Here is a 24276-nt window from a genome sequence, read left to right as displayed (position 1 = left end):
GGGCTCATGCCGGGAAAGTCCGCTCAACACTCGAAGGACATCGCGTGGACGACGACGTAGTGCTCTCGGCCCCCCTCTTCGCCACCATGGACCGCGAAGAGACCCGGACGCTGTTCGACTCGATGCAGCAGATCGAGCTCACCCGTGGAGACGTGCTCTTCCGCGAGGGCGAGCCCGGCGACCGGCTGTACGTGATCGCACAGGGCAAGATCAAGCTCGGCCGCCGCTCGAACGACGGTCGGGAGAACCTCCTGTCCATCCTCGGTCCGGGCGAGATGTTCGGAGAGCTCTCGCTCTTCGACCCGGGGCCACGCACCGCCACGGCCAGCTCGGTGTCCGACGCCCTGCTCTACGAGCTCCGCCACGAGCAGCTCATCGAGTGGATCGAGAAGCACCCCAGCGTCGCGAAGCACCTGCTCAACGCGCTGGCCCGACGCCTGCGCCGCACCAACGAGACGCTCGCGGACCTGGTGTTCTCGGACGTGCCCGGACGTGTCGCCAAGGCCCTCCTCGACCTGTCGACCCGCTTCGGCGAGGAGACGGACGAGGGCGTGCGCGTCGCGCACGACCTCACGCAGGAGGAGCTCGCCCAGCTCGTCGGCGCGTCGCGCGAGACGGTCAACAAGGCTCTCGCCGACTTCGCCACGCGCGGGTGGGTCCGCCGCGAGGGCCGTGCGGTCGTCCTGCTCGACGTCGACCGGCTCGAGCGCCGGGCACGCTGACCGCGGACGCACCAGACGTCGAGAGGCCGGTCGCACCACCCGAGGGTGGCGCGACCGGCCTCTCGCCGTCCCGGGAGCGTGGCTCAGGCGTCCGCGGTGTCCTCCAGCTCGACGACGAGCTCCACCTCGACCGGGGAGTCGAGCGGGAGCACCGCGACGCCCACCGCGCTGCGCGCATGGATGCCCGCCTCGCCGAAGACCTCCCCGAGCACCGTGCTGGCACCGTTGATCACGGCCGGCTGACCCGTGAACGACGGGTCGCTCGCGACGAACCCGACGACCTTCACGATCCGGGAGACCTGGTCGAGGTCCCCCACGATCGCCTTGACCGCAGCGACCGCGTTGAGCGCGCTCGTGCGGGCGTAGCCGGCAGCGTCGGCCGGTGCGACGAGCCCGTCGCCGTCACCGACCTTGCCGGTCTCCGGCAGGGCGCCCGCCACGAACGGGAGCTGACCCGAGGTGTACACGTACCGGCCGGTGCGCACCGCGGGGACGTACGCCGCGACGGGCGCTGCGACGTCGGGCAGGGTGATGCCCAGCTCGGCGAGCCGGGCGTCGACGACGCCGGCCACTACTTCTCGCCGGTCGGGCGCTTGAGGTAGGCCACGAGGCCGTTGCCGTCGGGTCCCGTGACGACCTGGACGAGCTCCCAGCCGTCCGAGCCCCACTGGTCGAGGACTGCCTTCGTGTTGTGGATGATGAGGGGGATGGTCGCGTACTCCCAGGTGGTTGCCATGGGCCCGAGCGTAGTCGCCATCCAGCCCGCGCACAGGTCACACCTGCTCCCCGAACCGGCCCACGGATGCTCACACAACCCGCACACGCGGTGGGGCCGCAATCCCCGGAGGAGCGTCGGCGCCCTCCCGTAGGCTTGCGCCTATGGCTTCCCCTGCGCGTCCCCGTCGACAAGTCAACGCCTATCAGCTCATCGCCCTGCTGCTGGCGTTCGTCCTGGTCTCCGGGGTCGGCGGCGTGCTGGGCGCGGGACTGCTGATCCCCCTCGCGGCGGGCGCCAGCCAGGTCACCGACAGCAGCGCCCAGATCTTCGAGGAGCTGCCCGACGAGCTCGAGCCGGGCCCCCTGGCAGAGCTGTCGCGCGTCTACGCGAAGGACGGCACCACGCTGCTCGCGACCTTCTACCAGGAGAACCGCATCGTGGTCCCCCTGGACCAGGTCTCCGAGCACATGAAGAACGCGGTCGTCGCGATCGAGGACCGACGCTTCTACGAGCACGGCGGGATCGACACGCAGGGCACCCTGCGCGCGGCGCTCAACAACGCCTCGGGCGGCGCCAAGCAGGGCGGGTCCAGCCTGACGCAGCAGTACGTGAAGAACGTCCTGATCGAGCAGGCCGTGCGCGACGAGGACCCCATCGCCGCTGAGGCCGTCAAGGACGACACGATCGAGCGCAAGGCCCGCGAGGCCAAGCTCGCGATCTCGCTCGAGAAGCGCATGACGAAGGACGAGATCCTCCAGGGCTACCTCAACATCGCGCAGTTCGGCGTCCGTGTCTACGGCGTCGAGACCGCAGCACAGCACTACTTCGGCAAGAGCGCGTCCGACCTCACCATCGTCGAGGCGGCGACCATCGCCGGCGTGACCAACGCCCCCGGCAAGTACGACCCCGTGACCAACCCGGCGAAGTCCCAGGAGCGTCGCGACCTGGTGCTGAAGGCCATGCACGACCAGGGCTACATCACGGCGCAGGAGCGCGACGAGGCGATCGCGCTGCCCGTGCCCGCGACGCTCAACGTCGTGCCCGTGCAGGTCGGCTGCGAGGCCGCGAACGGTGCGGCGTTCTTCTGCGACTACGTCACCAAGGTCATCATCTCCAACCCGAGCTTCGGCGAGACCGAGAAGGACCGCAAGGCCCTGCTCTACCGCGGAGGCCTCGACATCACGACGACGCTCGACCCCGCGATGCAGGCCGCGGCCGAGGAGAACGCCCTGGCAGCGGTGCCGACGGACGACCCGAGCGGCATCGAGGACGCGATCGTCTCGATCGAGCCCGGCACCGGGAAGATCCTGGCGATGGCCCAGAACCGACCGTACGACGCCGCCCTCGAACCCGAGCCTGGCACGACGGCACAGAACTACAGCGCGGACCAGGCCCACGGCTCCTCGCGCGGCTTCTCCCCCGGATCGACCTGGAAGCCCTTCCTCCTGGCCGAGTGGCTGAGGTCCGGCCACACGCTCAACGAGACGGTGAGCGCGAACAAGCGCGCATGGAACAACACCGACTTCGACTGGTGCGGTGCGCGGGTGCGCAACGAACCGAAGCCCTGGAGCCCCAGCAACTCCGACGGCAAGAACGACCAGGGCAACATCACCGTCCTGCGCGCGACGTACAACTCGATCAACACGGCCTACGCGACCATGGAGGCCCAGCTGCGGCTGTGCGACGTCAAGTCGACCGCGGAGGCCATCGGCTTCAAGCCGGCCGTCACGGCCGACAAGGAGAACGGCGTCAAGATGATGCCGTCGATGGTCATCGGCACCCAGGAGTCCTCTCCCCTGCAGATGGCTGCGGCCTACGCCACGTTCGCGAGCGGCGGCACCTACTGCGACCCCATCGCCATCACCCGCATCGTCGACGCGGAGGGCAACGACCTCGAGGTCCCCTCGGCCAACTGCACGGCCGCGATCGACCCCGCGGTGGCCAACACCGTGACCTACGCGCTCGAGAACGTCATGACCCAGGGCTCGGGCAAGAAGTCGCAGCTCGACGGACGCCCGAGCGCCGGAAAGACCGGTACCGCGAACCTCAACACCCACACCTGGTTCGTCGGCTACACCCCGCAGGTCTCCACGGCCGTCTGGATCGGCAACGCCGAGAAGAACGTCGAGATGCGCAGCAACGGACGTGGTCGCTTCGTCATCAACGGTGTCGGCAAGCAGTGGTGGTTCGGGTCGGACCTCGCTGCGCCGACCTGGCGTGACTACATGAACACCGTCCTCGCAGGCACCCCTGCCCAGCCGTTCCCGGCGCCGGACCCGAAGATGGTCGGCCAGGTCCAGGCTCCCCCGACCCCCACGACCCCGCCGGGCGACGGTGAGACCGGAAACAGCGGCGGCAACGGGAACGGTGGCGGCAACAACGGCGGCGGCAACGGGAACGGTGGCGGCAACAACGGTGGCGGCAACGGGAACGGTGGCGGCCAGACCGGCACGACGGACGAGGAGCAGGACTGACCCGGGCCCGCGTGCACCCCGCACTCGTCGGCGTCGGCGCTCTCGCCGCTGCCGGAGCGGGGGCGCTCGCCTACGCCCACCTGGAGACCACGCTCTTCACGCTGCGTGAGGTCACGGTCCCGGTGCTCCCTCGGGGGGCGTCCGACGTGCGGGTCCTGCACTTCTCGGACCTTCACCTCACGCCCACGCAGGAGCGCAAGATCGAGTGGATCCGGTCGCTCGCGACCCTTCGCCCCGACTTCGTGGTCGACACGGGGGACAACCTGGCGCACGTGGACTCGCTGGAGCCCCTCCTCGACGCCCTCGAGCCGCTCCTGAGCAGCGCTCCCGGCGCGTTCGTCATGGGGTCGAACGACTACTTCGCGCCCTCGCCCAAGAACCCTGCGCGGTACCTGCTGCCCGACGCGCGGATCTTCCACAAGATCGACCCGCCGCGGCTCCCCGCGGACAGGCTGGCCGCCGCGTTCAGCGCCGCGGGCTGGATCGACCTCACCAACCGCCGCGACGCGATCGACGTCGGAGGTGTGCACATCGACCTCGTGGGCGTCGACGACCCGCACCTGGACAGGGACGTCTTTCCTGCCCCACGCGACGAAGCGGCGAGCGACGGCCGGACGGACGCTGCGTCGTCGGGCCTGCGGATGGGCGTGGTGCACGCGCCCTACGTGCGCGTCCTCGACCAGATGCACGACGACGGTGCCGACGTGATCCTCGCCGGCCACACCCACGGCGGGCAGCTCTGCGTCCCGTTCTACGGGGCGCTCGTGACCAACTGCGACCTGGACCGCGGGCGGGCCAAGGGCCTGCACGGCTGGCCCGGGGCGCGGCCCGACGCCCCCGGCGGCGAGGACTCGACCTGGCTCCACGTGTCGGCCGGGGCGGGCACCTCGCCCTACGCGCCCTTCCGGTTCGCGTGCCGTCCGGAGGCGACGCTCGTGACCCTCACGGCACCGTGAGCACGCACTGAGGGGCCGGTTTCGTCGCAGGGGCAAACGTCGGCTATTCTAGGCAGGCTCCAGCGCGCAGGTTTGGCGGGACCTTTCGAGGACCCTCCGCAGGCCGGTCGCCACGGGAGCAATCGGGGTGTGGCGCAGCTTGGTAGCGCGCGTCGTTCGGGACGACGAGGTCGCAGGTTCAAATCCTGTCACCCCGACCAGCACGAAGGCCCGGAGTCCACTGGACTCCGGGCCTTCGTCGTTCCCGCCCCCCCCGTTCACCCGCCGAGGGTGACGCCCCTGTCCGCCGAGGGTGACGCCCCACCCGCCGAGGGTGACCGCCCTGTCCGCCGAGGGTGACGGCCCTATGCGGGTCCCCCGTTCCGGTGTCACGATGAGGGTCCTGCACCCCCAGCGTCGGAGGTCGTCGTCATGGCTGAGGAGCCGATCGTCATCGTCGGAGGCGGCCTGGCGGCCGCGAAGGCCGCCGAGTCCCTGCGGACCGAGGGGTACGACGGCGACCTCGTGGTCGTCTCGAGCGAGCCGCACCGGCCCTACGAACGCCCACCGCTCTCGAAGGACTACCTGCGCGGCGAGGCCGAGCGCGACGTCCTGTTCCCCCTGTCCGAGGAGTGGTACGCCGACCACCACGTCGACCTGCGGACCGCGACGCGCGCCGCGGGGATCGACGTCGACGCGCACTCGCTCACGCTGATCGACGGGACGACGCTGCCCTACGCGCGCCTGCTCCTCGCGACGGGATCGACACCGCGCTCGTTCGCGGTGCCCGGTGCGGACCTCCAGGGCGTGCACTACCTGCGCACCATCGAGCACGCCGACCTGCTCGCCGCGACGCTCGAGGCCTCGGCCCGCGAGGGCGCGGGCCGGCTCGCCGTCGTGGGTGACGGGTGGATCGGGATGGAGGTCGCGGCCTCGGCGCGCAGCCTCGGCCTGGACGTGACGGTCGTCGGGCGCGGCGTGCACCCCCTCGGGCGCGTGCTGGGCCCGCTGATGGGAGAGATGTACGGCAAGGTCCACGCGGACCACGACGTGCACCTGCACCGCAACGCCCAGGTCGTGGGGATCACGGGCAGCGAGGGGCGGGTCACGGGGCTCGACGTCGCGGACGGCACGCACGTGGCCGCCGACGTCGTCGTGGTCGGTGTGGGAGTGACGCCCAACGTCGGCTTCGCGGAGGCCGCGGGGATCGACCTGCGCGACGCGAGCCTGGGTGGCGGGCTGGCCGTCGACGCGACCCTGCGGACGTCGGCCCCGGACGTGTGGGCCGCGGGAGACATCGCGAGCGTCCCCTCGCCGCGCTACGGCCGCCCGCTGCGGGTCGAGCACTGGGCCGTGGCCCTGGAGACCGGGCCGCACGCGGCGCGCGCCATGCTGGGCTCGCGCGAGCCCTACGACAAGCTGCCCTACTTCTTCTCCGACCAGTACGACGTGGGCATGGAGTACCTGGGGTTCGTCGAGGACCCGGCCGGGACAGAGGTGGTCGTGAGCGGGTCCCTCGAGGACCACGAGCTCGTCGCGTTCTGGGTCGCGGGCGACAGGGTCCAGGCGGGCATGACGGTCAACGTCTGGGAGCAGATGGAGCGCGTCGAGGAGATCGTCCGGTCCGCCGGGCCGGTCGACCGGGACGCCCTGGTGGCGTTCCGCGCCTGACCGGCCCCGGCACGAGCCCGGCCGGAGCCGGAGCCCCGGGCCCGGGCCGTGGTCCCGCACCCCCCTCTACGGCACCTCGCGCTGCGCCTGCCCGACGTACTGGCTGAGCGGCCGGATGAGGGCGTTCGCGGACCGCTGCTCGACGACGTGCGCGGTCCAGCCCACGACGCGCGCCGCGACGAACAGGGGCGTGAAGGTGGGGGTGTCGAAGCCCATGAGGTGGTAGGCGGGGCCGGTCGGGTAGTCGAGGTTCGGCAGGATGCCCTTGCGCTCGGTCATGGCGGCCTCGAGCGCGTCGTAGAGCGCGTCGAGCGCGGTCGCCTCGTCGGTGCCGAGGTGCGCGACGAGGTCGTCGAGCGTCTTCTTCATGGTCGGGACGCGGGAGTCGCCGTGCTTGTAGACCCGGTGACCGAAGCCCATGATCTTGCGCTTGTCGGCCAGCGCCTGGTCGAGCCAGGCGGCGGCCCGGTCGGCGGTCCCGATCTCGGCGAAGGTCGCCATGACGGCCTCGTTCGCGCCGCCGTGCAGGGCTCCCTTGAGGGCGCCGATCGCGCCCGTGACGGCCGAGTGCAGGTCGGACAGGGTCGAGGTGATGACGCGGGCCGTGAACGTCGAGGCGTTGAACGAGTGCTCGGCGTACAGGATCATCGACACCTCGAAGGCCCGCACGACGCACGCGTCGGGGACCTCGCCGAAGGTCATGTGGAGGAAGTTCTCGGCGTAGCCGAGGTCCTCGTCGGGGTCGACGATCTGCTGGCCGCGGCGTCGGCGCTGGTCGAGCGCGACCACCGCGGGCAGCATGGCCCACAGGCGCAGCGCCTTGGCGTGCTCGGCCTCGGGGGACGAGTCCTCGGCGGTCGGGTCGTGCGCGCCGATGACCGAGACGGCGGTGCGGCACACGTCCATGGGGTGGCAGGTCGTGGGGAGCTCGAGGATCGCGTTGCGCACGGCGCCCGGCAGTGCACGGTGTGCGCGCTCGACGGCGGTCTGCTCGGCGAGCTGCTCGGGCGTGGGCAGGTCGCCGTGCCACAGGAGGTAGGCGACCTCCTCGAAGCTCTTGCGCGCGGCGAGCTCCTGCACGGGGTAGCCCCGGTAGAGCAGCGAGTTGGTGTCGGGGTTGACCTTGGAGACCGACGTCGTGTCGACGACGACGCCCGCGAGGCCCTTGCGGATCTCGGGGTCGGGAGCTGCCGGGGCGGGTGACGCCGTGCCCGGGGCGGTCGCGGGTGCCTCGGTGTCTTCGGGGACCTGCGCGGGGGTGCTGGTGGTCATGTGCTCACTCCTTCGTGATGCGGGGTCGTGCTGCTGCGTTCAGGGGTTGTCAGAACCAGCGAGGGCCCCAGCCCTCGCTGGTTCTGACAACCCCGGCGCCCTACGGCCGGTAGGTGAAGATCTCGGTGTCGAAGTGGTTGTAGCCGGCGTAGTCCACCAGTTCGTACAGCCGCGCGCGCGTCTGCATCTCGCCGACCACCCCGTCCTGCGTGCCGGTCTCCCGGATCATGTCCAGCGTGCGCTCCGCGGCCCCCATCGCGCTACGCAGGAGGGTCACGGGGTAGATCACGATCTGCACGCCGGCCGCTGCGAGCTGGTCACGGGTGAACAGCTCGGACTTGCCGAACTCGGTCATGTTGGCGAGCACGGGCACGTCGACCGCGGCGGCCACGGCCTCGAACTCGGCGAGGTCACGCATGGCCTCGGGGAAGATCGCGTCGGCGCCCGCGTCGACGAGCGCCTTGGCGCGGTCGATCGCGGTCGCCAGCCCCGCAGGACCGTCGAGGCTCGCCCGGACGTCGGTGCGCGCCATGACGAGGAAGTTCGGGTCGCGACGGGCGTCGACCGCGGCGCGGATGCGCTGGGTCGCGGTCTCGAGGTCGACGGTCGCCTTGCCGTCGAGGTGGCCGCAGCGCTTGGGGTTGACCTGGTCCTCGATGTGGCAGCCGGCCACGCCTGCGTCCTCGAGGGTCTGGATGGTGCGGGCGACGTTCATGGGTTCGCCGAAGCCGGTGTCGGCGTCGACGAGCGCGGGCAGGTTCGTCATGCGCGCGATCTGCCCGGATCGGGTCGCGACCTCGGTGAGGGTCGTGAGGCCGATGTCCGGCAGGCCCAGGTCCGCCGAGATGACGGCGCCCGAGATGTACACGCCGTCGAAGCCCTTGTCCTCGATGAGGCGTGCGGAGAGCGGGTTGAACGCCCCGGGGAGCTGGAGCAGCTCTCCGGCTGCGAGCCGGGCGCGCAGCGTGGCGCGCTTGTCCGACGGCGTCGCGTGCGAGTACAGCATCAGTTGCCTCCTGCGGTGGTCGAGCGGGTGGGGTCGTGCGGCGGGCGGCCCAGCTCGAAGATGCCCGTGGGGGCGGGGACCGTGTCCAGCAGCCCGGGTCGCGCGACGATCGAGAGCTCGCGCACCTCGGCGGCGGTGAGCGACGGGAGCCGCTGCGCGAGGTCGAGGAAGCGTTCGATCTCGGCGGGCTCGAGCACGTCCTCGGCGAGGAGACGGAACTTGGCGACGTACTGCGCACGGGCGAAGGGGCGGGCGCCGAGGGGGTGCGCGTCGGCGACGGCGATCTCGCGGACGATCCGCCCGCCGTCGGCCAGCTCGATCTCGACGCGGCCGCCGAACGCCTTCTCGGCCGGGTCGACCGAGTGGTAGCGACGCGTCCACCCGGGGTCCTCGGCCGTGGTGACCTTGCCCCACAGCGCGACCGTGTCGGCGCGGCCGGCTCGCTCGGGCGTGTAGGAGTCGACGTGGTGCCACCCGCCGTCCTGGAGCGCGACCGCGAAGATGTACGGGATGGAGTGGTCGAGCGTCTCGCGCGACGCGGTGGGGTCGTACTTCTGCGGGTCGTTCGCGCCCGAGCCGATCACGTAGTGGGTGTGGTGGCTCGTGTGGATGGTGATGTTGGCTACGTTCTCAGGGTCCGCGAGCCACGGGTGCTCGGCGTGCAGGGCCCGCGCCAGGTCGATGAGCGCCTGCGACTGGTACTCCGCCGAGTGCTCCTTGGTGTAGGTGTCGAGGATCGCGGTCTTGGGCTCGCCGGGCGACGGCAGCACGACGTCGTAGCGTCCTTCGGGGCCGTCGAGCAGCCACGCGATCACGCCGTCCTCGCCCTCGTAGATCGGCTCGGGCGAGGTCTGCCCGCGCATCGCCCGGTCCACCGCCTCGACCGCGACCTTGCCCGCGAGGGCCGGCGCGTAGGCCTTCCACGTCGAGATCTGGCCCTTGCGGGACTGTCGCGTCGCGGTGGTGGTGTGCAGGGCCTGGCCGATCGCCTGGAAGATCGTCGTGGTGTCGAGCCCGAGCAGGGTCCCGATCCCTGCGGCGGCCGACGGGCCCAGGTGTGCGACGTGGTCGATCTTGTGCGCGTGCAGGCTGATGGCCCGCACCAGGTCCACCTGGATCTCGTAGCCCGTCGCGATGCCGCGCACGAGCGCAGCCCCGTCGCGGCCCGCGTGCTGGGCGACCGCGAGGATGGGCGGGATGTTGTCCCCCGGGTGCGAGTACTCGGCTGCGAGGAACGTGTCGTGGTAGTCGAGCTCGCGGACCGCGACGCCGTTGGCCCAGGCGGCCCACTCGGGGCTCGTGCGGGTCGCGAGCGGGGTACCGAAGACCGTCGCGCCGGGCTCGTACGGGTGCGCGAGGGCCTGCCCGCGAGCCGCGACGGCCGGGGCGCGGGTGAGGCTCGCGGCCGCGACGGCCGCGTTGTCGATCACGCGGTTGACGATCATGTCGACGACGTCGTCCGGCACCTCGACCGGGTCGGTCGCGAGCTCGGCGAGCTTCCACGCGAGCTGGTCGGTGCGGGCGAGGTTCTCCGCGGAGCGGTGGGTGCGCAGGTGGTGGGTCGTGGGCATCGGTGCCTCCGGTGGTCTGGTGCGTCTGCGTGGTGCGTGCGGTGCTGAGGTGCGCGGGAGGTGCGGCCTGCCCGACGGCGTCGCTCGGGCCCGAGGGTGCCGGTTGCGGTCGGCGGGGGCCCGCTGGGGCGCGCGGTGTCGTCAGCCGGGCGGTGGCGCCTCGCCCAGGGCCTTGGCGGCCATGGCGCCGCTGCGTTCGATGTGCTCGCGCATGGCGCGCTCGGCGGCGTCCGGGTCGCCGCTCGCGATGGCGGACGCGACCGCGCGGTGCTCGTCGACGTGGTCGGTCGTCCCGACGCGCTCGCGTGCGGACAGCGAGCGGTAGCGGTCGACGTGCCCGCGGATCTGGCGCAGCAGCTCGGAGCACCAGCGGTTGTCGGCGAGGGTCGCGATCTCGCCGTGGAACTGGGCTCCGATGCGCAGGACCTCGTCCTCGTGGTCGCGCACGGTGTCCATGAGGTCGACGAGCCGGGAGAGTCGAGCGACGTCGGCAGGCTGTGCGCGTTCGCACGCGTCCCGGGCGAGCAGTCCTTCGAGGCGGGCGCGGACGTCGTACACCCGGTGCAGGTCGTTGACCGCGAGGGGTGCGACGCGCACTCCCCCGGTCGGCTGCTCGACCACGAGGGCCTCGGCCTGGAGGAGGCGCAGGGCTTCGCGGACGGGCGTGCGGCTCACGCCGAGCTGGGCCGCGAGGACGGGTTCGGTGAGCCGGGTGTCGGCCGCGAGCGAGCCGTCGATGATGCGGGACCTCAGGAGTTCGTAGACCGCGCGGGCGCCGGACTGGCGGCGGACGGCGGCGAGGGGTTCGTCGCGCGGCACGGACGACGTCGTCGGGGCGCTGGTCATGCGGCCATCGTTTCACACATCCTGCGTACTTGTATACAACTATCGACGCGAGTGGTCCCTGCCGAGGAACGGCCCCGGTCCTAGCAGCCGTCGGTCGCGGGGTTCACCAGCGTGGCGTCGTCGTCCAGGGGCCTCATACGCTCGGCCAGCTCGTGGTGCCACACCGCGAGGCCCTCGAGCAGCACGGCCCGTCGCTCGACCCAGGACCCCGCGCCCTGACCCGACCACAGCGGCGGGTAGACGCTCAGCCCCATGTCTGGGGGCAGGGCCTCGACGTCCCGCTGCCACCCCGGCCACCGCAGGTCGGCGACGTACTCGCCGAGACCGCCGCTGACCGCCCACTCGGTGAAGGCCCCCTGCCCGAATCCCAGGCAGTGCCACTCGAGCGTGTCGGGCGCGAAGTAGTGCACGTCGCCCAGCGGCCCGGGCAGCCCGCCGCCGTTGACGGCGAACGTCCCCCCGAGCACGTCGAACGCGACCACGAGTCGCTGCGGCGCGACGCTGCCCTCGGCCGGGTCGCCCAGCCCGTTGATCGTGGCGAGGTCCGGCAGGCCGTAGGCGCCGCCGCCGAGGAGCCGCAGCCAGCCGTGGTCGACCAGCACTCCCCCCGTGTGGAGCGCAAGCGCTCCCAACGTCGAGCGGGTCGTGATCTGGAGGCGGTACAGGACCTCGGGGGCCCATTCGGGAGGTGCGAGGACCTCGACGCCCGGACGTTGGAACATCCGCGCGAGCGTGGGCCAGGCAGGTTCGTCGACCTGTGTGAGATCCACCACCGTCCTGATGCCCATGATCGGGGATCATGCCATGGACGGCGGTGAATTCCGACACCTTGCGAAGAATCCGCTACCTGATCCGTCCCATGTGTGCATCTTTTCCGGACTTTCCTGGCGAACAAACCCCGGAATTCCGCCGAAAACCACCCGGTGGGCGGTCCATCTGACGAGACTAGCGATCGCCGTTCCCGACCCGGACGGCCTCGACGTCGCGCTCCGCGAGGGGCCCGCTCACCAGGGTGTCGACGGCGTCGGTGCCGCTCGCGACAGGCCGGCGCCGCCCCGCGACCGCGGTGTAGCCGAGCCCGACCACGACGGCACCTCCGACGACGTTGCCCAGCCCGACGAACAGCAGGTTGCGCCCGAACTCGCCCCACGTCGTGAGCGCCTCGGGGCTGAAGAGCCCGATGCTGAACGTCGTCATGTTCGCGACGACGTGCTCGAACCCCGAGGAGATGAACGCGAAGATCGCCCAGAAGATGACGATGGCCCTGCCCGCCTCGGAGCGCAGCCGTCCGCACGCCCAGATCGCGGCGCACACCAGGACGTTGCACAGGACGCCGCGGAAGAAGAGCTGACCGCCGGTCTCGTGCCCCTTGCCCGCGAGCATCGACGCGATCATCTTGCCCGCGGCGGCGTTGGTGTGCAGGATGCCCGACTGCACGACCATCCAGCCGAAGAGCATGGAGCCGAGCAGGTTCCCACCGAAGCAGAACAGCAACGTCCCGACGGCGGAGCGCACGGGGATCGTCCGGGTCACCGCTCCCTGGGTCAGGATCATCATGGCCGAGGTGCTGAGCTCGGCCCCCGCGAAGACGACGAGGGTCAGCGCGACCGAGAACACGCCGCCGGCGACGAGCCGCTCGGCCGGGGCACCTGCCGCGAGGAACGGGCCTGCGGTGGCGACCATGAGGACCACGCCGACGCCGATGTAGGCGCCGGCGAGCATCGCGGCCACGAGGTAGCGCCACGGGTGTCGGGTGCCGTCGACCTTGGTGCGAGCTGCGCGGGACTGCTCGGTCAGGTTCTCGGAGAGGCTCAGCACCCTCTCATGGTCCACCCCTTCCATCTAAGGCCACGACAGGGGTCGTCTGGTGGAACGCGCGGTCTCAGTCCGCGCCCTCTTCTCACCCGGCCTACCCGAACGTGAACGTGAAGACCTGCATCCCGGCGGGCACGTCGAGCTCGACGATCCCCTGGCTCGGTGCGTCCCCCTCCAGCACGGGGTAGAGCGTCGGGTTCCCGGAGACGTCGATCTCGCGTCGTTCGACGACCTTCCCCGCCGTGTCCCGGACCGTCGCGCTGACCGTCCCCTCGCCGCCCAGGACGCTGAACACGTCCGTGCCGCGATACGCGAGGCGGACGCGGGCGTCGTCGGACACCGCGGTGGCGCCCTGGAAGTCGACGCCCCACGTCCCGCCCAGCGAGAACGTGTCGGGAGCCTGCTCGTCGGCGAGCGTGAAGCCCTGCTCTCCGGCGGCGTAGCGCGGCTCGCCCGCGTAGTTGCCGACCTTGCCCACCGACAGGTACGTCTCGGGCGTCGTCGACCCGTCGGGGGTGCCGTCCTCGACCGACGTCGCGGCGGGCAGGTCCACGTCCGGGTTCGCGTCCGCGAGGAGCTCGCGGATCAGGCCCTCGGTGTCCTCGTACCCACCTTCGCCGAACCGGATGTGCCGCACGGTCCCGTCGGCGTCGACCAGGTACTGCGCGGGCCAGTAGCGGTTCCGGTACGCGGTCCACGTCGCGTAGGAGTTGTCCTGCGCGACCGGGTACGTGACGCCCAGGTCCTCGGCACCCGCGACGACGTTGCGCGTCTCTCGCTCGAACGCGAACTCGGGCGTGTGCACGCCGATGACCTCGAAGCCCTCGCCCACGTCCTTGTACTGCTCGTACCAGGCGTTGACGTGCGGGATCGCGCGCTGGCAGTTGATGCAGGAGTAGGCCCAGAAGTCGACGAGGACGACCTTGCCCCGCAGGTCGTCGAGAGCGAGCGGCTGGTCGCCAGGGGTGTTGAACCATGTGTCGATGCCGCGCAGCGCCGGGGCCGGGCCGCAGTCCTCGAGCTCTGGCGCACCGTTCGAGCAGTTCGACAGCTCACGGTTCTCGTCCGTGACGATCCCGCCGAGGTCGAGCGCCTCGCGCACCGTCCCGGACGCGTCGACGCGCTCCTGAAGGCTGCCCGTGTAGTCGGGCAGCGCGCGCTGGAGGTACGCGGGCAGGTTGAACGCGAGCCCGACGGCGAGCGCGATCATGACCACGCCACCGGCCACGCGGATCCCGCGCGCGTGGCGCTGGAACGCCTTGACCCGCTCGGCCACGCGACGTCCCGCGAGCGCGAAGACGAGCAGCGGGACCGCGGCGCCGATCGCGAACGACACCGTGAGCGCAACCGTCTCCGGTCCGATGTTCCCCGTCGCGCCCGCGACCGTGATCGCCGCGAGGACCGGTCCCGCGCACGGGACGTACAGGACCCCGAGGCCCAGGCCCAGCACGAACGCCCCGCGGTCCTGGCTGCGCGCACCGCGCCGTGACCCCAGCGCCGCGATCTTCTGGAACGGCCGTTCGAGCACCTCTTCGAACCGGGGCACGATCATGCCCACCCCGATCACCGCGAGCAGCGTCAGACCCACCCAGCGCAGCAGGTCCTGCGGGAGCCCGAGCGCCCCGAGGAGCAGCGAACCGAGCAGCGTGAACACGCTGAAGCTCACGACGAGCCCGGCGATCACGAGGTAGGGCCGCCACGAGCGGCGCGCGTCCCTGCCCTCTCCGGTGTCGCCGACGCTCCCCGTCCCCGCCCGACGGCGCCGCTCACCGTCCGTGGGCGGCGCCCCGCCCGGAGTGGTCGGGTCGGGCGTGCCACCCGGCGCCGTGCCGCCGTCCGGGCGGACCGCCGTGACGACCTGGCCGCGCGCACCGACCTGGACCGCGCCGGGTACGCCCGCGAACAGCGAGGCGGTCGGGGCACTCGAACCGGCCCCCGCCGAGGGCGACGGGTCCGTGGTGGGCGCTGCGTCGTCGGGCACGGGAGAGGGCGCTGCGGCCACGGTGCCGCGGGCGCCCTGCACACCCCCCGCGAAGAAGATCACGGGGAGCATCGGGAGGATGCACGGCGAGATGCCGGTGATGAGGCCACCGATCAGGCCGATGAGCACGAGGGTTTCCATGGCCCGGGTTCGGCGCGGAAGGCGGTCCGGATGGGCGAGGAAGTTCGTCGGAGATCGGACCCATCCGGCCGGCGCACCGCTCCGAACCTCGTGCAAGACGCCCCCGCAACTGAGGGGGCGACGACAACGAGGAGAGACCGATGAACGTTCGAACCCGTACCTCATACGCGGTGGTCGGCATGGCCACCCTGGCGATCCTGGGCCTGTCCGCCTGCAGCTCCGACACCGACGGCGGGAGCGACGACACGTCGAGCGCGGCGGAGTCGACGACCCCCAGCGACGAGATGTCCGAGGAGACCATGGAGGTCGACCCCGCGGCGAACCTCGTCGGACCGGGCTGCGCCGCCTACGCCGAGCAGGTCCCCGACGGCGCCGGTTCCGTGACGGGCATGTCGACCGACCCGGTCGCGGTCGCCGCCTCCAACAACCCGCTGCTCACGACCCTCACGGCCGCGGTGAGCGGGCAGCTCAACCCCGAGGTGAACCTGGTCGACACGCTCAACGGCGACGAGTTCACGGTGTTCGCGCCGGTCGACGACGCATTCGCCAAGATCGACCCCGCGACCATCGAGAGCCTCAAGACCGACTCCGACACGCTGACCTCGATCCTCACGTACCACGTGGTGCCCGGCCAGCTCACCCCGGACCAGGTCGTGGGCGAGCACGAGACCGTCCAGGGCGGGACCGTGACCGTCACGGGCTCGGGCGACGACCTCATGGTCAACGACGCCACGGTGATCTGCGGCGGCGTCATGACGCAGAACGCCACGGTCTACCTGCTCGACACGGTCCTCATGCCGACCATGTGACCCCCGACGCCGGCCGCCGCGGTTGTCCCCGTGCCGCGGCGGCCGGTCCTCACCGGCCTGCGAGCCGCTCACGGGGACGACGAGCGAGGAGCCGGCCGCACCGGGTGGGATGCCCGGAGCGGTCGGCTCCTCTTCGCGCCCACCCGTCGTCGGTGGGCACCGCTCACCTCAGCAGGTCAGGCGTTCGCCCGGCGCCGTGCCCAGATGATCCCCGCGCCGCCACCGACGAGAAGCAGCGCCAGGAAGGCGGCTCCGCCGACGGTCGCGCCGGTCGCCGCGAGCGACGGGCCGGTCGGCTTCTCGGCGCTCGCCGGGGTCGCGGGACCCTCCAGCGGGCCGGTCGCCGCCAGGACGCGCGGGTTCGCGCAGGCCTCCGTGGCCTCGGGGTAGCTGACGGTCGTCGACCAGCCCGGGTTGACCTCGAACAGGACCTCGACGCCCGACCGGGTCCACGCGTAGTTGCCGTCGGTCTCGGTGTACGTGCCGTCGGCCTGACGCTCCCACCCGGGCCACGAGAGCGGCTCGCTCGCCGAGGCGCCGGGCCACAGGAGCGTGCCGTCGAGCGGCAGGCCCTCGACCGTGTGGTCCTCGCCGTCGCCGGGGTGGAGGAACGTGATGCTCAGCGGGCGGTCGCTGTCCGCGACGTAGCCCTCGGGCAGGAAGACCTCGTAGCCGAGGTAGGGGGTGTCCGCCTCGCAGACCGCGCCGATCTCGCCCGGGACCAGTGCACAGTCGGCCGCGGCCCGGTCGATCGCGAACGTCGCGGACGAGCCGTCCTCGGCGAGGACGTAGCCCTCGACGGCGGCCAGGGTGCGCCCGGCGGCCGGTCGGGCCACCACGGTGTCGCCCGAGCGCTCGTAGGTGACCTCCTCGGTGTCCGTCGGGAGCTCGACGTCCTGCCCCTCGGCGGTGCACACGTCGCCGACGGTCGGCACGACCGGGGTCACGGGCTCAGCCGGCGTCTCAGGTGCAGGCCTGGACGGGCGCGGCGGGGCCGACTCCTGGTCGCACGCCGGCACCTCGATCAGGTCACCGAGGTCGTGGTGCTTCGAGTCGACGAGGACGCCGCCCAGGGCCGACGTCGGCGGGGTGATGGTCCCGGGCCAGTCGAACGTGCCGTCCTGCCTGACCCTGTCCTGCTGGACGGCCCAGCCGTCGCCGCAGACCCCTGTCGGCAGGTCGGTCGGGAACGTGGTGTACCACTCTGTGCCCGGCCGGTGGTCGACGAGCGTCTGCGGCCCGGAGTTCGTCCAGGAGGCCGGCTTCGCGAAGTCGTTCTTCTGGTAGAGATAGAGACCGACCTCCTTGCCGGGCCTCGGCGTCGAGGTGCCTGCGCACGGCTTGGTCCTGCCGTCGTCGCGGAAGTCGAACCGCTTGCCGTCGGAGGCCTTGACGACGACCTCCCACGTGTGGCCGACGGTCGTGTCGGGGAAGGTGTAGGACGTGGCGTACGAACGCTTGAAGGTGTCCTTCGTGACCGTTTCTCCGTCGACCTTCACGACGACGGAGTTGGCGTCGTCGGAATAGGCCCTCAGGTCGACCTCGAGGCCGGAGCAGTCCGCGATGACGCGGGGGGTGTGGGCGGTGGCGGGGGCCGCGGTGGCGACCAGTCCGCCGAGCGCGAGCAGCGCGGCAGCGCCGCTCGCCAGGAGCTTCTTCACGGGTGGTGGATTCCTTCCGGGGTGATGTCGGAGCGCCTTCGCACGACGACACAGGTGGGAACGTGTCGTATTGCATCACCAATACCCAGATTTGCACAAACCCTGGCATATATCCGGAATCGGACCAAGGAATTACCCGAGAGCGGGTATCTCAACCCCGTATTCCCAGGGTTCCTTATCCGGTGTCGAGTATCACGTCTCGAGGACGACGAGCGGGTCGCTCGTGGGCTGCGGAGAGCCTCCCGCCGGCTCGCGGGTCACCGCGACACCCGCACTCCCGGCGGCATCGACGAGCAGGGCCGCCGACCCGTCCCGCGCGTCGAACACCCCGGCCGAGATCATCTCCTCGCCGTCCACGAGCCAGAGCTGGTAGTCCTCCGCCGAGCCCGCCTGCGGCAGGTCCGTGACGGAGAAGAGCACCCGGTCACCCGAGACGAGCGCGCTCGCGTCCCCGCCCCCCACCATCTCCCCGCGGACGATCTCGGCCGTCGGGTCGGCCAGCATCGAGGCGAGCGCGTCGGCCTGCGCCTGGAGACGGACCTGCTCCTGTCGAGCCTGGATCGCGAGCGACGTCGGGACCGCGACGGCCACGACCGCCGCGGCGGCCACCGCGACGACGGCCCACCGCTTCCGCGGGCGCCGCGCCGTGCCCGGGCGCGCCCCGCCGGACGTGCCGGCCGCGCCCGCGCCGCGGGGAGGCTCGGCGACCTGCGGCACGGACGCGATGCTCCCGAGCACACGCTCGCGCAGCGCCACGGGCGGCGGCGCGTCCACCGTGAACGCCGCGACCACCGCGCGGTGCTCGTCGAGCTCACGACGCGCCTCCGGGTCGGCGGCCAGCAACCGCTCGACCAGGCGGCGGTCCAGATCGTCGACCGCGTCGAGCGCGTAGGCCGCGAGCAGGTCACGAGACTCGCCCGGCCCGCCCGGGCCCTGCGCGCCGACGCGTGGGTGCCCCGTGCCGTCAACCACGGTTCACCCCCAGGCAGTCACGCAGGCGCAGGAGCCCGTCGCGGATCCTCGACTTCACGGTCGGCACGGCTGCACCGAGCTCCACGGCCACCTCCCGGTACGTCAACCCACCGAAGTACGCACGCACGACGGCGTCGCGCTGGGTCTCGGTCAGGCTCCCCAGGCACTGCCTCACCGCAGCGGACTCGAGCAGCTGCTCGACCTCCTCCGCCACGACGTCGTGCCCGCCACCGGCGAGACGGCCGTCGACGTCCTTCTGGTCCCGGACCCGGCGGGACTGCTCCGACCGCACCCGGTCCACCGCGCGCCGTCGGGCCATCGTGACCACCCACGTGCGCGCCGAACCCCGTGAGGCGTCGAAGCGCACCGCCGTCTGCCACACCTCGATCATCACCTCCTGGGTCACCTCGGCCGCATGGTCGTCGTCGCGCAGCACGCCCAGGGCCGTGCCGAAGACGGCCGGGGCCAACGCGTCGTACACCGGCGCGAACGCGTCCGGGTCGCCCCCGGCGCACGCAGCGAGCGCAGCATCGAGAGCGTCGGGCTCGCTCGTCCTCACAGGTGGCACCCGCCCAGTCTGCCTCAGGCAGGCCGACGCGGCGCACCGGCGGACTACCCGCGGCACGTGGGCCTCCCGCGACGACCGAGGCACCTGAGGTTCGTCACCGACGGGTCGGCGGATGGGTCACGACCGGCAGCGATCGGGAGCCGCTACCCTCGCGGGGTGACCGAGACGCCGCAGACCCCCCGGGCGCAGCCCGAGCACCTGGTCGTGGCGGTGCTCTTCGTCGTGCTGGTCGTCCTCGCCCTCTGGGCCGTGAACCGTCCCGGCAACGCCGCCAGCACCCCCGCCCCGCTCTCCGACGAGGAGGCCGTCGCCGCGCTCGAGCAGAAGGTCAGGGCGCTCGACGGCGTCGAGTTGGTCGAGATCGAGCAGACCGAGACGGACGAGCCCGGCTTCGACGTCCCGGTCCTGCGGCTCGTCATGACGATCGACCTCGAGAGCTTCACAGGCCCCCAGGCCTCGCAGGACACCGCGGACAGGGCGCGCGCCGCTCTCGTCGAGGCGGGGATCCGGGGCTTCCACGAGACCTGGGTCGTCAACCAGGTCCCCGGGACCGGCGCGACGCTGCGCGTCGGGATGGACGGTACCGGGATGTACTCGGTCGCCGCCGGCGTCGGGTTCCTCGACGCCGGGGCCACCTCGGTCCTGGCCGACGCGACGACCACGGCAGTCACCGTCCGCTCCCCGGCCGGGCTCACCACGATCGCCGAGGCCGCCCAGGACCTCGGGCACGGGATCGTCTCCCTCTCGACCGACGACTCCCGTGCCCGGTACTTCGGCGGCCACCACCTCACGCCCCCGCCCCTGCCCGCCGTCGCGCTGCTCGCCGAGGCCTCCGCGCGCGACGAGGTCACCGAGGTCTCGTACGACGCCGGTCCCTCGATCGAGGACGCCCCGGCGGGCGACGGCGACCCTCCAGTCCTGACGGTCCGCGTCGCCGGGGACCCCGCGTCCACGGCTGCGTGGCTGCGCGCCTCAGGCCAGGCCGAGCTGCTCGGACGCCCCATCCAGTTCGTGGTCGACGGCGACGAGACGTCCCGGACGGGCTGGGTGAGCGACCTCGCACCCGCCGGACCCGACCCGGCGTTCGCCGAGCAGGACGCTGCGGACGCCGCGGCTGCCGCCGCCGACGGGATCCCTGCCTGCACCGGCCCGGACCTCACCCCGGAGCTCGTCGGGTTCGACGCCGCAGCAGGGTCCCGCTTCGCGATCCTCCGAGCGACGAACCACTCGGGCGCGCCGTGCGCCGTGGACGGTCGTCCCGCGCTGAGCTTCCTGCGCGCTTCGGGCACCGAGCCCGAGGTCACCCTCGAGCCCTACCTGGACGGCGGCAGCACCGCCCGGGTCGTCGTCCTCCCCGGCCGGACCGTCGAGTCCCTGGTCCGGTGGGGCGCGATGTCCACGGCCGACGACCCGGACCTGACGACGAGCCTCCTCGTCAAGACCGTGATCGGCGCGGACGCCGTCCGCCTGCCCGTGACCTCGCACAGGGGCGGCGAGGGCGGCGTCGACATCCTCGACGGGGCGACCGTGGAGGTCGGCGCCTGGACCACCCCGAGCAGCACCGCCCCCTGACTCAGAGCGCCCGGCGCGCCCGCACCGACTCGGCCAGCTCTCCGAGCAGCTCGGCCGTGGTGTCCCAGTCGATGCACTTGTCCGTCACGGACTGCCCGTAGACGAGCCCTCGCGGAGCCGGCGCCTGCGCCCCGGCCACGATGAAGCTCTCCATCATGAGGCCCGTGATCCCGGCCTCCCCCTCGGCGATGCGCGTCGCGACCTCGCGCACGACCTCGGCCTGACGCACGTGGTCCTTGCCCGAGTTGCCGTGGCTCGCGTCGATGACCAGACCGTGCTCGACGGCCCCGCCCAGTCCCGAGGCCGCGGCCACGCGCAGGGCGGACGCGACGTCGTCGGGCCCGTAGTTGGGGCCGCTGCGGCCGCCGCGCAGGATGATGTGGCAGTCCGGGTTGCCCGCGGTCTCCACAGCAGCGGCGCGACCCGCGCCGTCCGTGCCGAAGAACGTGTGCTCGCTCGCCGCCGTGATGCAGCCGTCGACCGCGATCTGGATGTCGCCGTCGGTCGCGTTCTTGAAGCCGACCGGCATCGACAGGCCCGACGCGAGCTGGCGGTGCACCTGGCTCTCGACGTTGCGCGCACCGATCGCCCCCCACGACACGGCGTCCGCGATGTACTGCGGGCTCGTGGGCTCCAGGAACTCGGTCGCCGCAGGGACACCCGCGTCGAGGACACCGAGCAGGACCTCACGCGCCAGGTGCAGGCCACGGTTGACGTCGTGCGACCCGTCGAGGTCGGGGTCGTTGATGAGGCCCTTCCAGCCGACCGTCGTGCGCGGCTTCTCGAAGTACACGCGCATGACGATCGCGAGGTCCTCGGACAGCTCCTTCGCGACGGCCGCGAGGCGGTGCGCGTAGTCGAGAGCGGCCTCGGGGTCGTGGACCGAGCACGGCCCGACGATGACGAGCAGACGGTCGTCGTCGCCCGCGAGGACGTCACGGATCTCGCGGCGCGACTGGGTGACCAGGTCGCCGCGCGCCGCGCCGAGCGGCAGCTCCGCGAGCATGTCGACGGGGGCGGGCAGCGGGTCGAGGGCGCGGATGCGCAGGTCGGACGTGGGCGCCTGGAGCTCGTACTCGGGGTGAGAGGTCACGCGTTCCATGGTGTCACCTGCACCGGTGGGCGACGTGGTCGTCTCGTGGTGACGTTCGTCGACGGTCTCTGCAGGGACGGCGGTCGAGGTCGTGGCGGTCATGCGAGGGCTCCTGATCTGAAGGTGACTCAGACGGAGCCGCGCGGCCTGCTCTGTGTCCGGAGTCGGCCCGTCTGAATGACGAAGGGCCCGGACGCGGTCTGCGTCCAAGGCCCTGTGCTGGCTCCGGGGAAGGTTGGTCAGGCGAACGCCCGCTCGGCCCCTCCAGGAGCCAGCGTAAAGCGCCAATACCGACGAACCATGTTCACCCGAGGACCGTAGCACAGGGGTTTCGAGGTGTCGGCGTGCTGTCTCACTCCCCGAGCGCCCGACGTGAGGCGCTCGTGTCAGAACCAGCGAGACCCCGGGGTCTCGCTGGTTCTGACACGTCCTGCCGACCCGTCGTCCGGGAGCCCGACGTCACGACCAGCGGAACAGCCTCGCCGCGAGCGGCAGCAGCACCACGGTCCACACCGCCATGACCACGAGCTGCGACACCGGGACGCCGGTCCCGAACCAGCCCGTCGTCATGGCCTGCGTCGCCGCGCCGAGCGGCGTGTACCCGGCGATGGTCTGCACGACCTCGGGCATGACCGGCCCGGGCGTCCACATGCCCGCGAGGAACAGCATCGGGAAGTACAGCGTCATCCCGATCGCCGACGCTGTGCTCGCCTTCCCGGCGCGCGACGCGATGAGCATCCCGATCGAGAACATCGACAGGATCCCCAGCAGGAAGCTCCCCAGGACGATCGCGAGGTTCGTGGGGCCCGCGAGGTCGAACACCACGCTCCCCACGACCACCGCGAGCAGCGCCGCGACGCAGACCGTCACCAGGTTGATGAACAGGTGCGCCCCGATGAGCCCCTGCGGCTTCATGGGGGTCGTCGAGAGCCTGCGCAGCACGCCCTTCTCGCGGAACGTCGCGAAGTAGACAGGCAGGGTCGTGAGCGCGACCGTCGCGAGCGCGGTCGCGAGCGCCACGGGGACGTAGACCGCGACCGCGGTCAGCCCCTCCCAGGGCGGCGGAGCGTCGGTGATGACGTCCTGCATGCCGGGGAACGCGAAGCCCACTCCGACGAGCAGGACCGTCGGGAAGAAGAGCGCGAAGAAGACCGTCCCCGGGTCGCGGAGCAGCAGCCGGGCCTCGGTCAGGGTCAGCGTCCGCAGGCCGTGCCACCCCGTGCCCGCGATCCTGCGGCGCCGGGGGCCGGCCGACCGCCGCGTGCCCTGTGTCGTCGTCCGTGCCGTCTGCGTGGTCATCGCGCTGCTCCCTCGGTCTCGGACCGGTCGTCGTCGGACCGGTCTGCGGTCGTGGCGGGGCCCGTCGCCCCCGTGTGGTCGTACGTCCTGCCCGTGACGTGCACGAACACGTCCTCGAGCGAGCGGGTCATGGTCCGGACGTCGGGCACGACGTCGCGCTCCGCGAGGGCCAGCACGACGGCGGGCAGCACCCGCCGCGTCCCCGTCACCTCGATCTCGCGGCCCGCTCGCGTCACGGCCCGGACGTCCGCGAGGCCGCCGAGGACGCCGAGCACGCCGTCCTCCTCGTGAGGCTCGACCCGCAGCCGCAGCACACGCGTGGAGTCGACCGACTCGATGAGCTCGGCCGGCGACCCGGCCGCGACGACGACACCCTGGTCGATGACGACGAGGCGGTCGCACAACCGTTCGGCCTCGTCCATGAAGTGCGTCACGAGCAGGATCGTCACTCCCCGGTCGCGCACGCGTTCGACGAGTTCCCAGGTGGCCCGGCGGGCCTGCGGGTCGAGCCCCGTGGTCAGCTCGTCGAGGATCGCGACCTGCGGGTTCCCGACGAGCGCGAGCGCGATCGAGAGCCGCTGCTTCTGCCCGCCCGAGAGCTTCGCGAACTGCTGGTCGCGGTGCGGGGCGAGGTCCAGCAGGTCCATGAGCTCGGCCGTGTCGGCCGGGTCCTCGTAGAACGAGGCGTAGAGCCGTAGCGCCTCGGCCACGGTCATGCGCTCGTTGAGCTCGGCCTCCTGGAGCTGGACGCCCAGGAGCTCGCGGACCGAGGCCGGTTCCGACTGCGGGTCGAGACCGAGGATCCGGACGCTCCCGGAGTCGGCCTGCCGGAGCCCCGCGAGGCACTCGACGGTGGTCGTCTTGCCGGCCCCGTTGGGGCCCAGGATGCCGAAGATCTCCCCCTGCCCGACGGCGAAGCTCACGTCGCGCACGGCGACGGTGCTCCCGTACGCCTTGCGCAGGGCGACGACCTCGATCGCCGGTGCGGCGCCGTCGGGCAGCGTGACGGCCGACTGCGAGGAGCGTGCCGAGAGCGACGACGCGGCCGAAGGCGGGACGGACGGGACAGGATGTGCGGTGGTCATGGCGACCTCCCTGAGGGTGTGTTCGCCCGCCGGGCGGCGCACCGGTGGACCGGGAGCCGTCCGTC

The 24276-nt window shown here is 72.1% G+C and carries 21 protein-coding genes and 1 tRNA gene; 7 read left to right on the top strand and 15 right to left on the bottom strand.

All coding sequences use genetic code 11. From position 1 onward, the window contains the following. Positions 1-44 precede the first annotated feature (44 nt). Positions 45-722, top strand: coding sequence for a Crp/Fnr family transcriptional regulator (locus IE95_RS0100430; RefSeq protein ID WP_030143997.1), 678 nt, complete (start codon positions 45-47; stop codon positions 720-722). A gap of 83 nt (positions 723-805) precedes the next feature. Here the strand turns inward: IE95_RS0100430 and IE95_RS0100425 are convergent, their stop codons facing one another. Both IE95_RS0100425 and sp36 read right to left on the bottom strand, forming a co-directional pair. After that, positions 806-1294: a RidA family protein gene (locus tag IE95_RS0100425; protein WP_030143996.1), complete on the bottom strand. Its 489-nt coding sequence runs from the start codon at positions 1292-1294 to the stop codon at positions 806-808. Continuing rightward, complete coding sequence (gene sp36, locus IE95_RS20620; protein WP_021481786.1) at positions 1294-1458, bottom strand: Sp36 family protein; 165 nt, start codon at positions 1456-1458, stop codon at positions 1294-1296. Before sp36 ends, IE95_RS0100425 begins: the two co-directional genes overlap by 1 nt. Before the next feature lie 143 nt (positions 1459-1601). On the opposite strand from sp36, the gene IE95_RS0100415 reads away from it, so the two are divergent. From IE95_RS0100415 to IE95_RS0100400, 4 genes are all read left to right on the top strand, one after another. Further along, entirely contained in the window at positions 1602-3914 is a 2313-nt protein-coding gene (locus IE95_RS0100415; RefSeq protein ID WP_051702527.1) for a transglycosylase domain-containing protein, read from the top strand. Positions 3915-3925: 11 nt separating this feature from the next. Next, positions 3926-4870 carry a metallophosphoesterase gene (locus tag IE95_RS0100410; protein WP_036570250.1) on the top strand — a complete coding sequence of 315 codons (945 nt, stop codon included), beginning with the start codon at positions 3926-3928 and terminating at the stop codon, positions 4868-4870. A 123-nt stretch (positions 4871-4993) separates the two neighbouring features. After that, positions 4994-5070 (top strand) — tRNA-Pro (locus IE95_RS0100405). 211 nt (positions 5071-5281) lie between these two features. After that, the gene (locus IE95_RS0100400) at positions 5282-6520 is read left to right on the top strand and encodes an NAD(P)/FAD-dependent oxidoreductase (protein ID WP_030143993.1); all 1239 of its coding nucleotides are present in this window, start codon (positions 5282-5284) and stop codon (positions 6518-6520) included. Positions 6521-6586: 66 nt separating this feature from the next. Here the strand turns inward: IE95_RS0100400 and IE95_RS0100395 are convergent, their stop codons facing one another. The 7 genes from IE95_RS0100395 to IE95_RS0100365 all read right to left on the bottom strand — a co-directional run bounded on the left by IE95_RS0100395 (position 6587) and on the right by IE95_RS0100365 (position 15152). After that, on the bottom strand, positions 6587-7792 hold the full coding sequence (locus IE95_RS0100395; RefSeq protein WP_084689641.1) for a bifunctional 2-methylcitrate synthase/citrate synthase: 1206 nt from the start codon (positions 7790-7792) through the stop codon (positions 6587-6589). A 100-nt stretch (positions 7793-7892) separates the two neighbouring features. After that, on the bottom strand, positions 7893-8798 hold the full coding sequence (prpB, locus tag IE95_RS0100390; protein ID WP_030143991.1) for a methylisocitrate lyase: 906 nt from the start codon (positions 8796-8798) through the stop codon (positions 7893-7895). Then, the gene (locus tag IE95_RS0100385) at positions 8798-10369 is read right to left on the bottom strand and encodes an MmgE/PrpD family protein (RefSeq protein ID WP_051702526.1); all 1572 of its coding nucleotides are present in this window, start codon (positions 10367-10369) and stop codon (positions 8798-8800) included. Before IE95_RS0100385 ends, prpB begins: the two co-directional genes overlap by 1 nt. A gap of 141 nt (positions 10370-10510) precedes the next feature. Beyond that, a complete protein-coding gene (locus IE95_RS0100380) occupies positions 10511-11215 on the bottom strand; it encodes a GntR family transcriptional regulator (protein WP_051702525.1) in 705 nt (234 codons plus the stop codon). Between the two features lie 80 nt (positions 11216-11295). Continuing rightward, entirely contained in the window at positions 11296-12003 is a 708-nt protein-coding gene (locus tag IE95_RS0100375) for a DUF2625 family protein (protein ID WP_084689640.1), read from the bottom strand. 157 nt (positions 12004-12160) lie between these two features. Then, positions 12161-13033 carry a formate/nitrite transporter family protein gene (locus tag IE95_RS0100370; protein WP_084689639.1) on the bottom strand — a complete coding sequence of 291 codons (873 nt, stop codon included), beginning with the start codon at positions 13031-13033 and terminating at the stop codon, positions 12161-12163. 91 nt (positions 13034-13124) lie between these two features. Next, entirely contained in the window at positions 13125-15152 is a 2028-nt protein-coding gene (locus IE95_RS0100365; protein WP_030143986.1) for a cytochrome c biogenesis protein DipZ, read from the bottom strand. A gap of 140 nt (positions 15153-15292) precedes the next feature. Here IE95_RS0100365 and IE95_RS0100360 point away from each other — a divergent pair, with 140 nt between their 5' ends. Then, positions 15293-15961 (top strand): fasciclin domain-containing protein, encoded by a 669-nt coding sequence (locus IE95_RS0100360; protein ID WP_030143985.1) that lies wholly within the window; start codon positions 15293-15295, stop codon positions 15959-15961. Between the two features lie 176 nt (positions 15962-16137). On the opposite strand, the gene IE95_RS19330 is transcribed toward IE95_RS0100360, so the two are convergent. The 3 genes from IE95_RS19330 to sigK form a co-directional block, all read right to left on the bottom strand. Continuing rightward, complete coding sequence (locus tag IE95_RS19330; protein ID WP_051702523.1) at positions 16138-17622, bottom strand: hypothetical protein; 1485 nt, start codon at positions 17620-17622, stop codon at positions 16138-16140. Between the two features lie 192 nt (positions 17623-17814). Next, positions 17815-18594, bottom strand: coding sequence for an anti-sigma factor (locus IE95_RS0100350; protein ID WP_030143983.1), 780 nt, complete (start codon positions 18592-18594; stop codon positions 17815-17817). Continuing rightward, a complete protein-coding gene (sigK, locus tag IE95_RS0100345) occupies positions 18587-19162 on the bottom strand; it encodes an ECF RNA polymerase sigma factor SigK (protein ID WP_051702522.1) in 576 nt (191 codons plus the stop codon). Before sigK ends, IE95_RS0100350 begins: the two co-directional genes overlap by 8 nt. 156 nt (positions 19163-19318) lie before the next feature. Between sigK and IE95_RS0100340 the strand changes: the two genes are divergently transcribed. After that, on the top strand, positions 19319-20734 hold the full coding sequence (locus tag IE95_RS0100340) for a DUF4232 domain-containing protein (protein WP_030143981.1): 1416 nt from the start codon (positions 19319-19321) through the stop codon (positions 20732-20734). Between the two features lies 1 nt (position 20735). On the opposite strand, the gene IE95_RS0100335 is transcribed toward IE95_RS0100340, so the two are convergent. From IE95_RS0100335 to IE95_RS0100325, 3 genes are all read right to left on the bottom strand, one after another. Then, the gene (locus tag IE95_RS0100335) at positions 20736-21836 is read right to left on the bottom strand and encodes a 3-deoxy-7-phosphoheptulonate synthase (RefSeq protein WP_030143980.1); all 1101 of its coding nucleotides are present in this window, start codon (positions 21834-21836) and stop codon (positions 20736-20738) included. 450 nt (positions 21837-22286) lie between these two features. Continuing rightward, positions 22287-23126, bottom strand: a complete 840-nt coding sequence (locus tag IE95_RS0100330) for an ABC transporter permease (protein WP_084689637.1) — start codon at positions 23124-23126, stop codon at positions 22287-22289. After that, on the bottom strand, positions 23123-24211 hold the full coding sequence (locus IE95_RS0100325; protein ID WP_084689636.1) for an ABC transporter ATP-binding protein: 1089 nt from the start codon (positions 24209-24211) through the stop codon (positions 23123-23125). Before IE95_RS0100325 ends, IE95_RS0100330 begins: the two co-directional genes overlap by 4 nt. Between the last annotated feature and the right edge of the window lie 65 nt (positions 24212-24276).

Origin of the sequence: Oerskovia turbata (assembly GCF_000718325.1) — a bacterium.
GTDB classification, from domain to species: domain Bacteria; phylum Actinomycetota; class Actinomycetes; order Actinomycetales; family Cellulomonadaceae; genus Oerskovia; species Oerskovia turbata.
The sequence above is the reverse complement of the archived record's forward strand: the minus strand, read 5'-3'. Positions and strand labels throughout refer to the sequence as shown.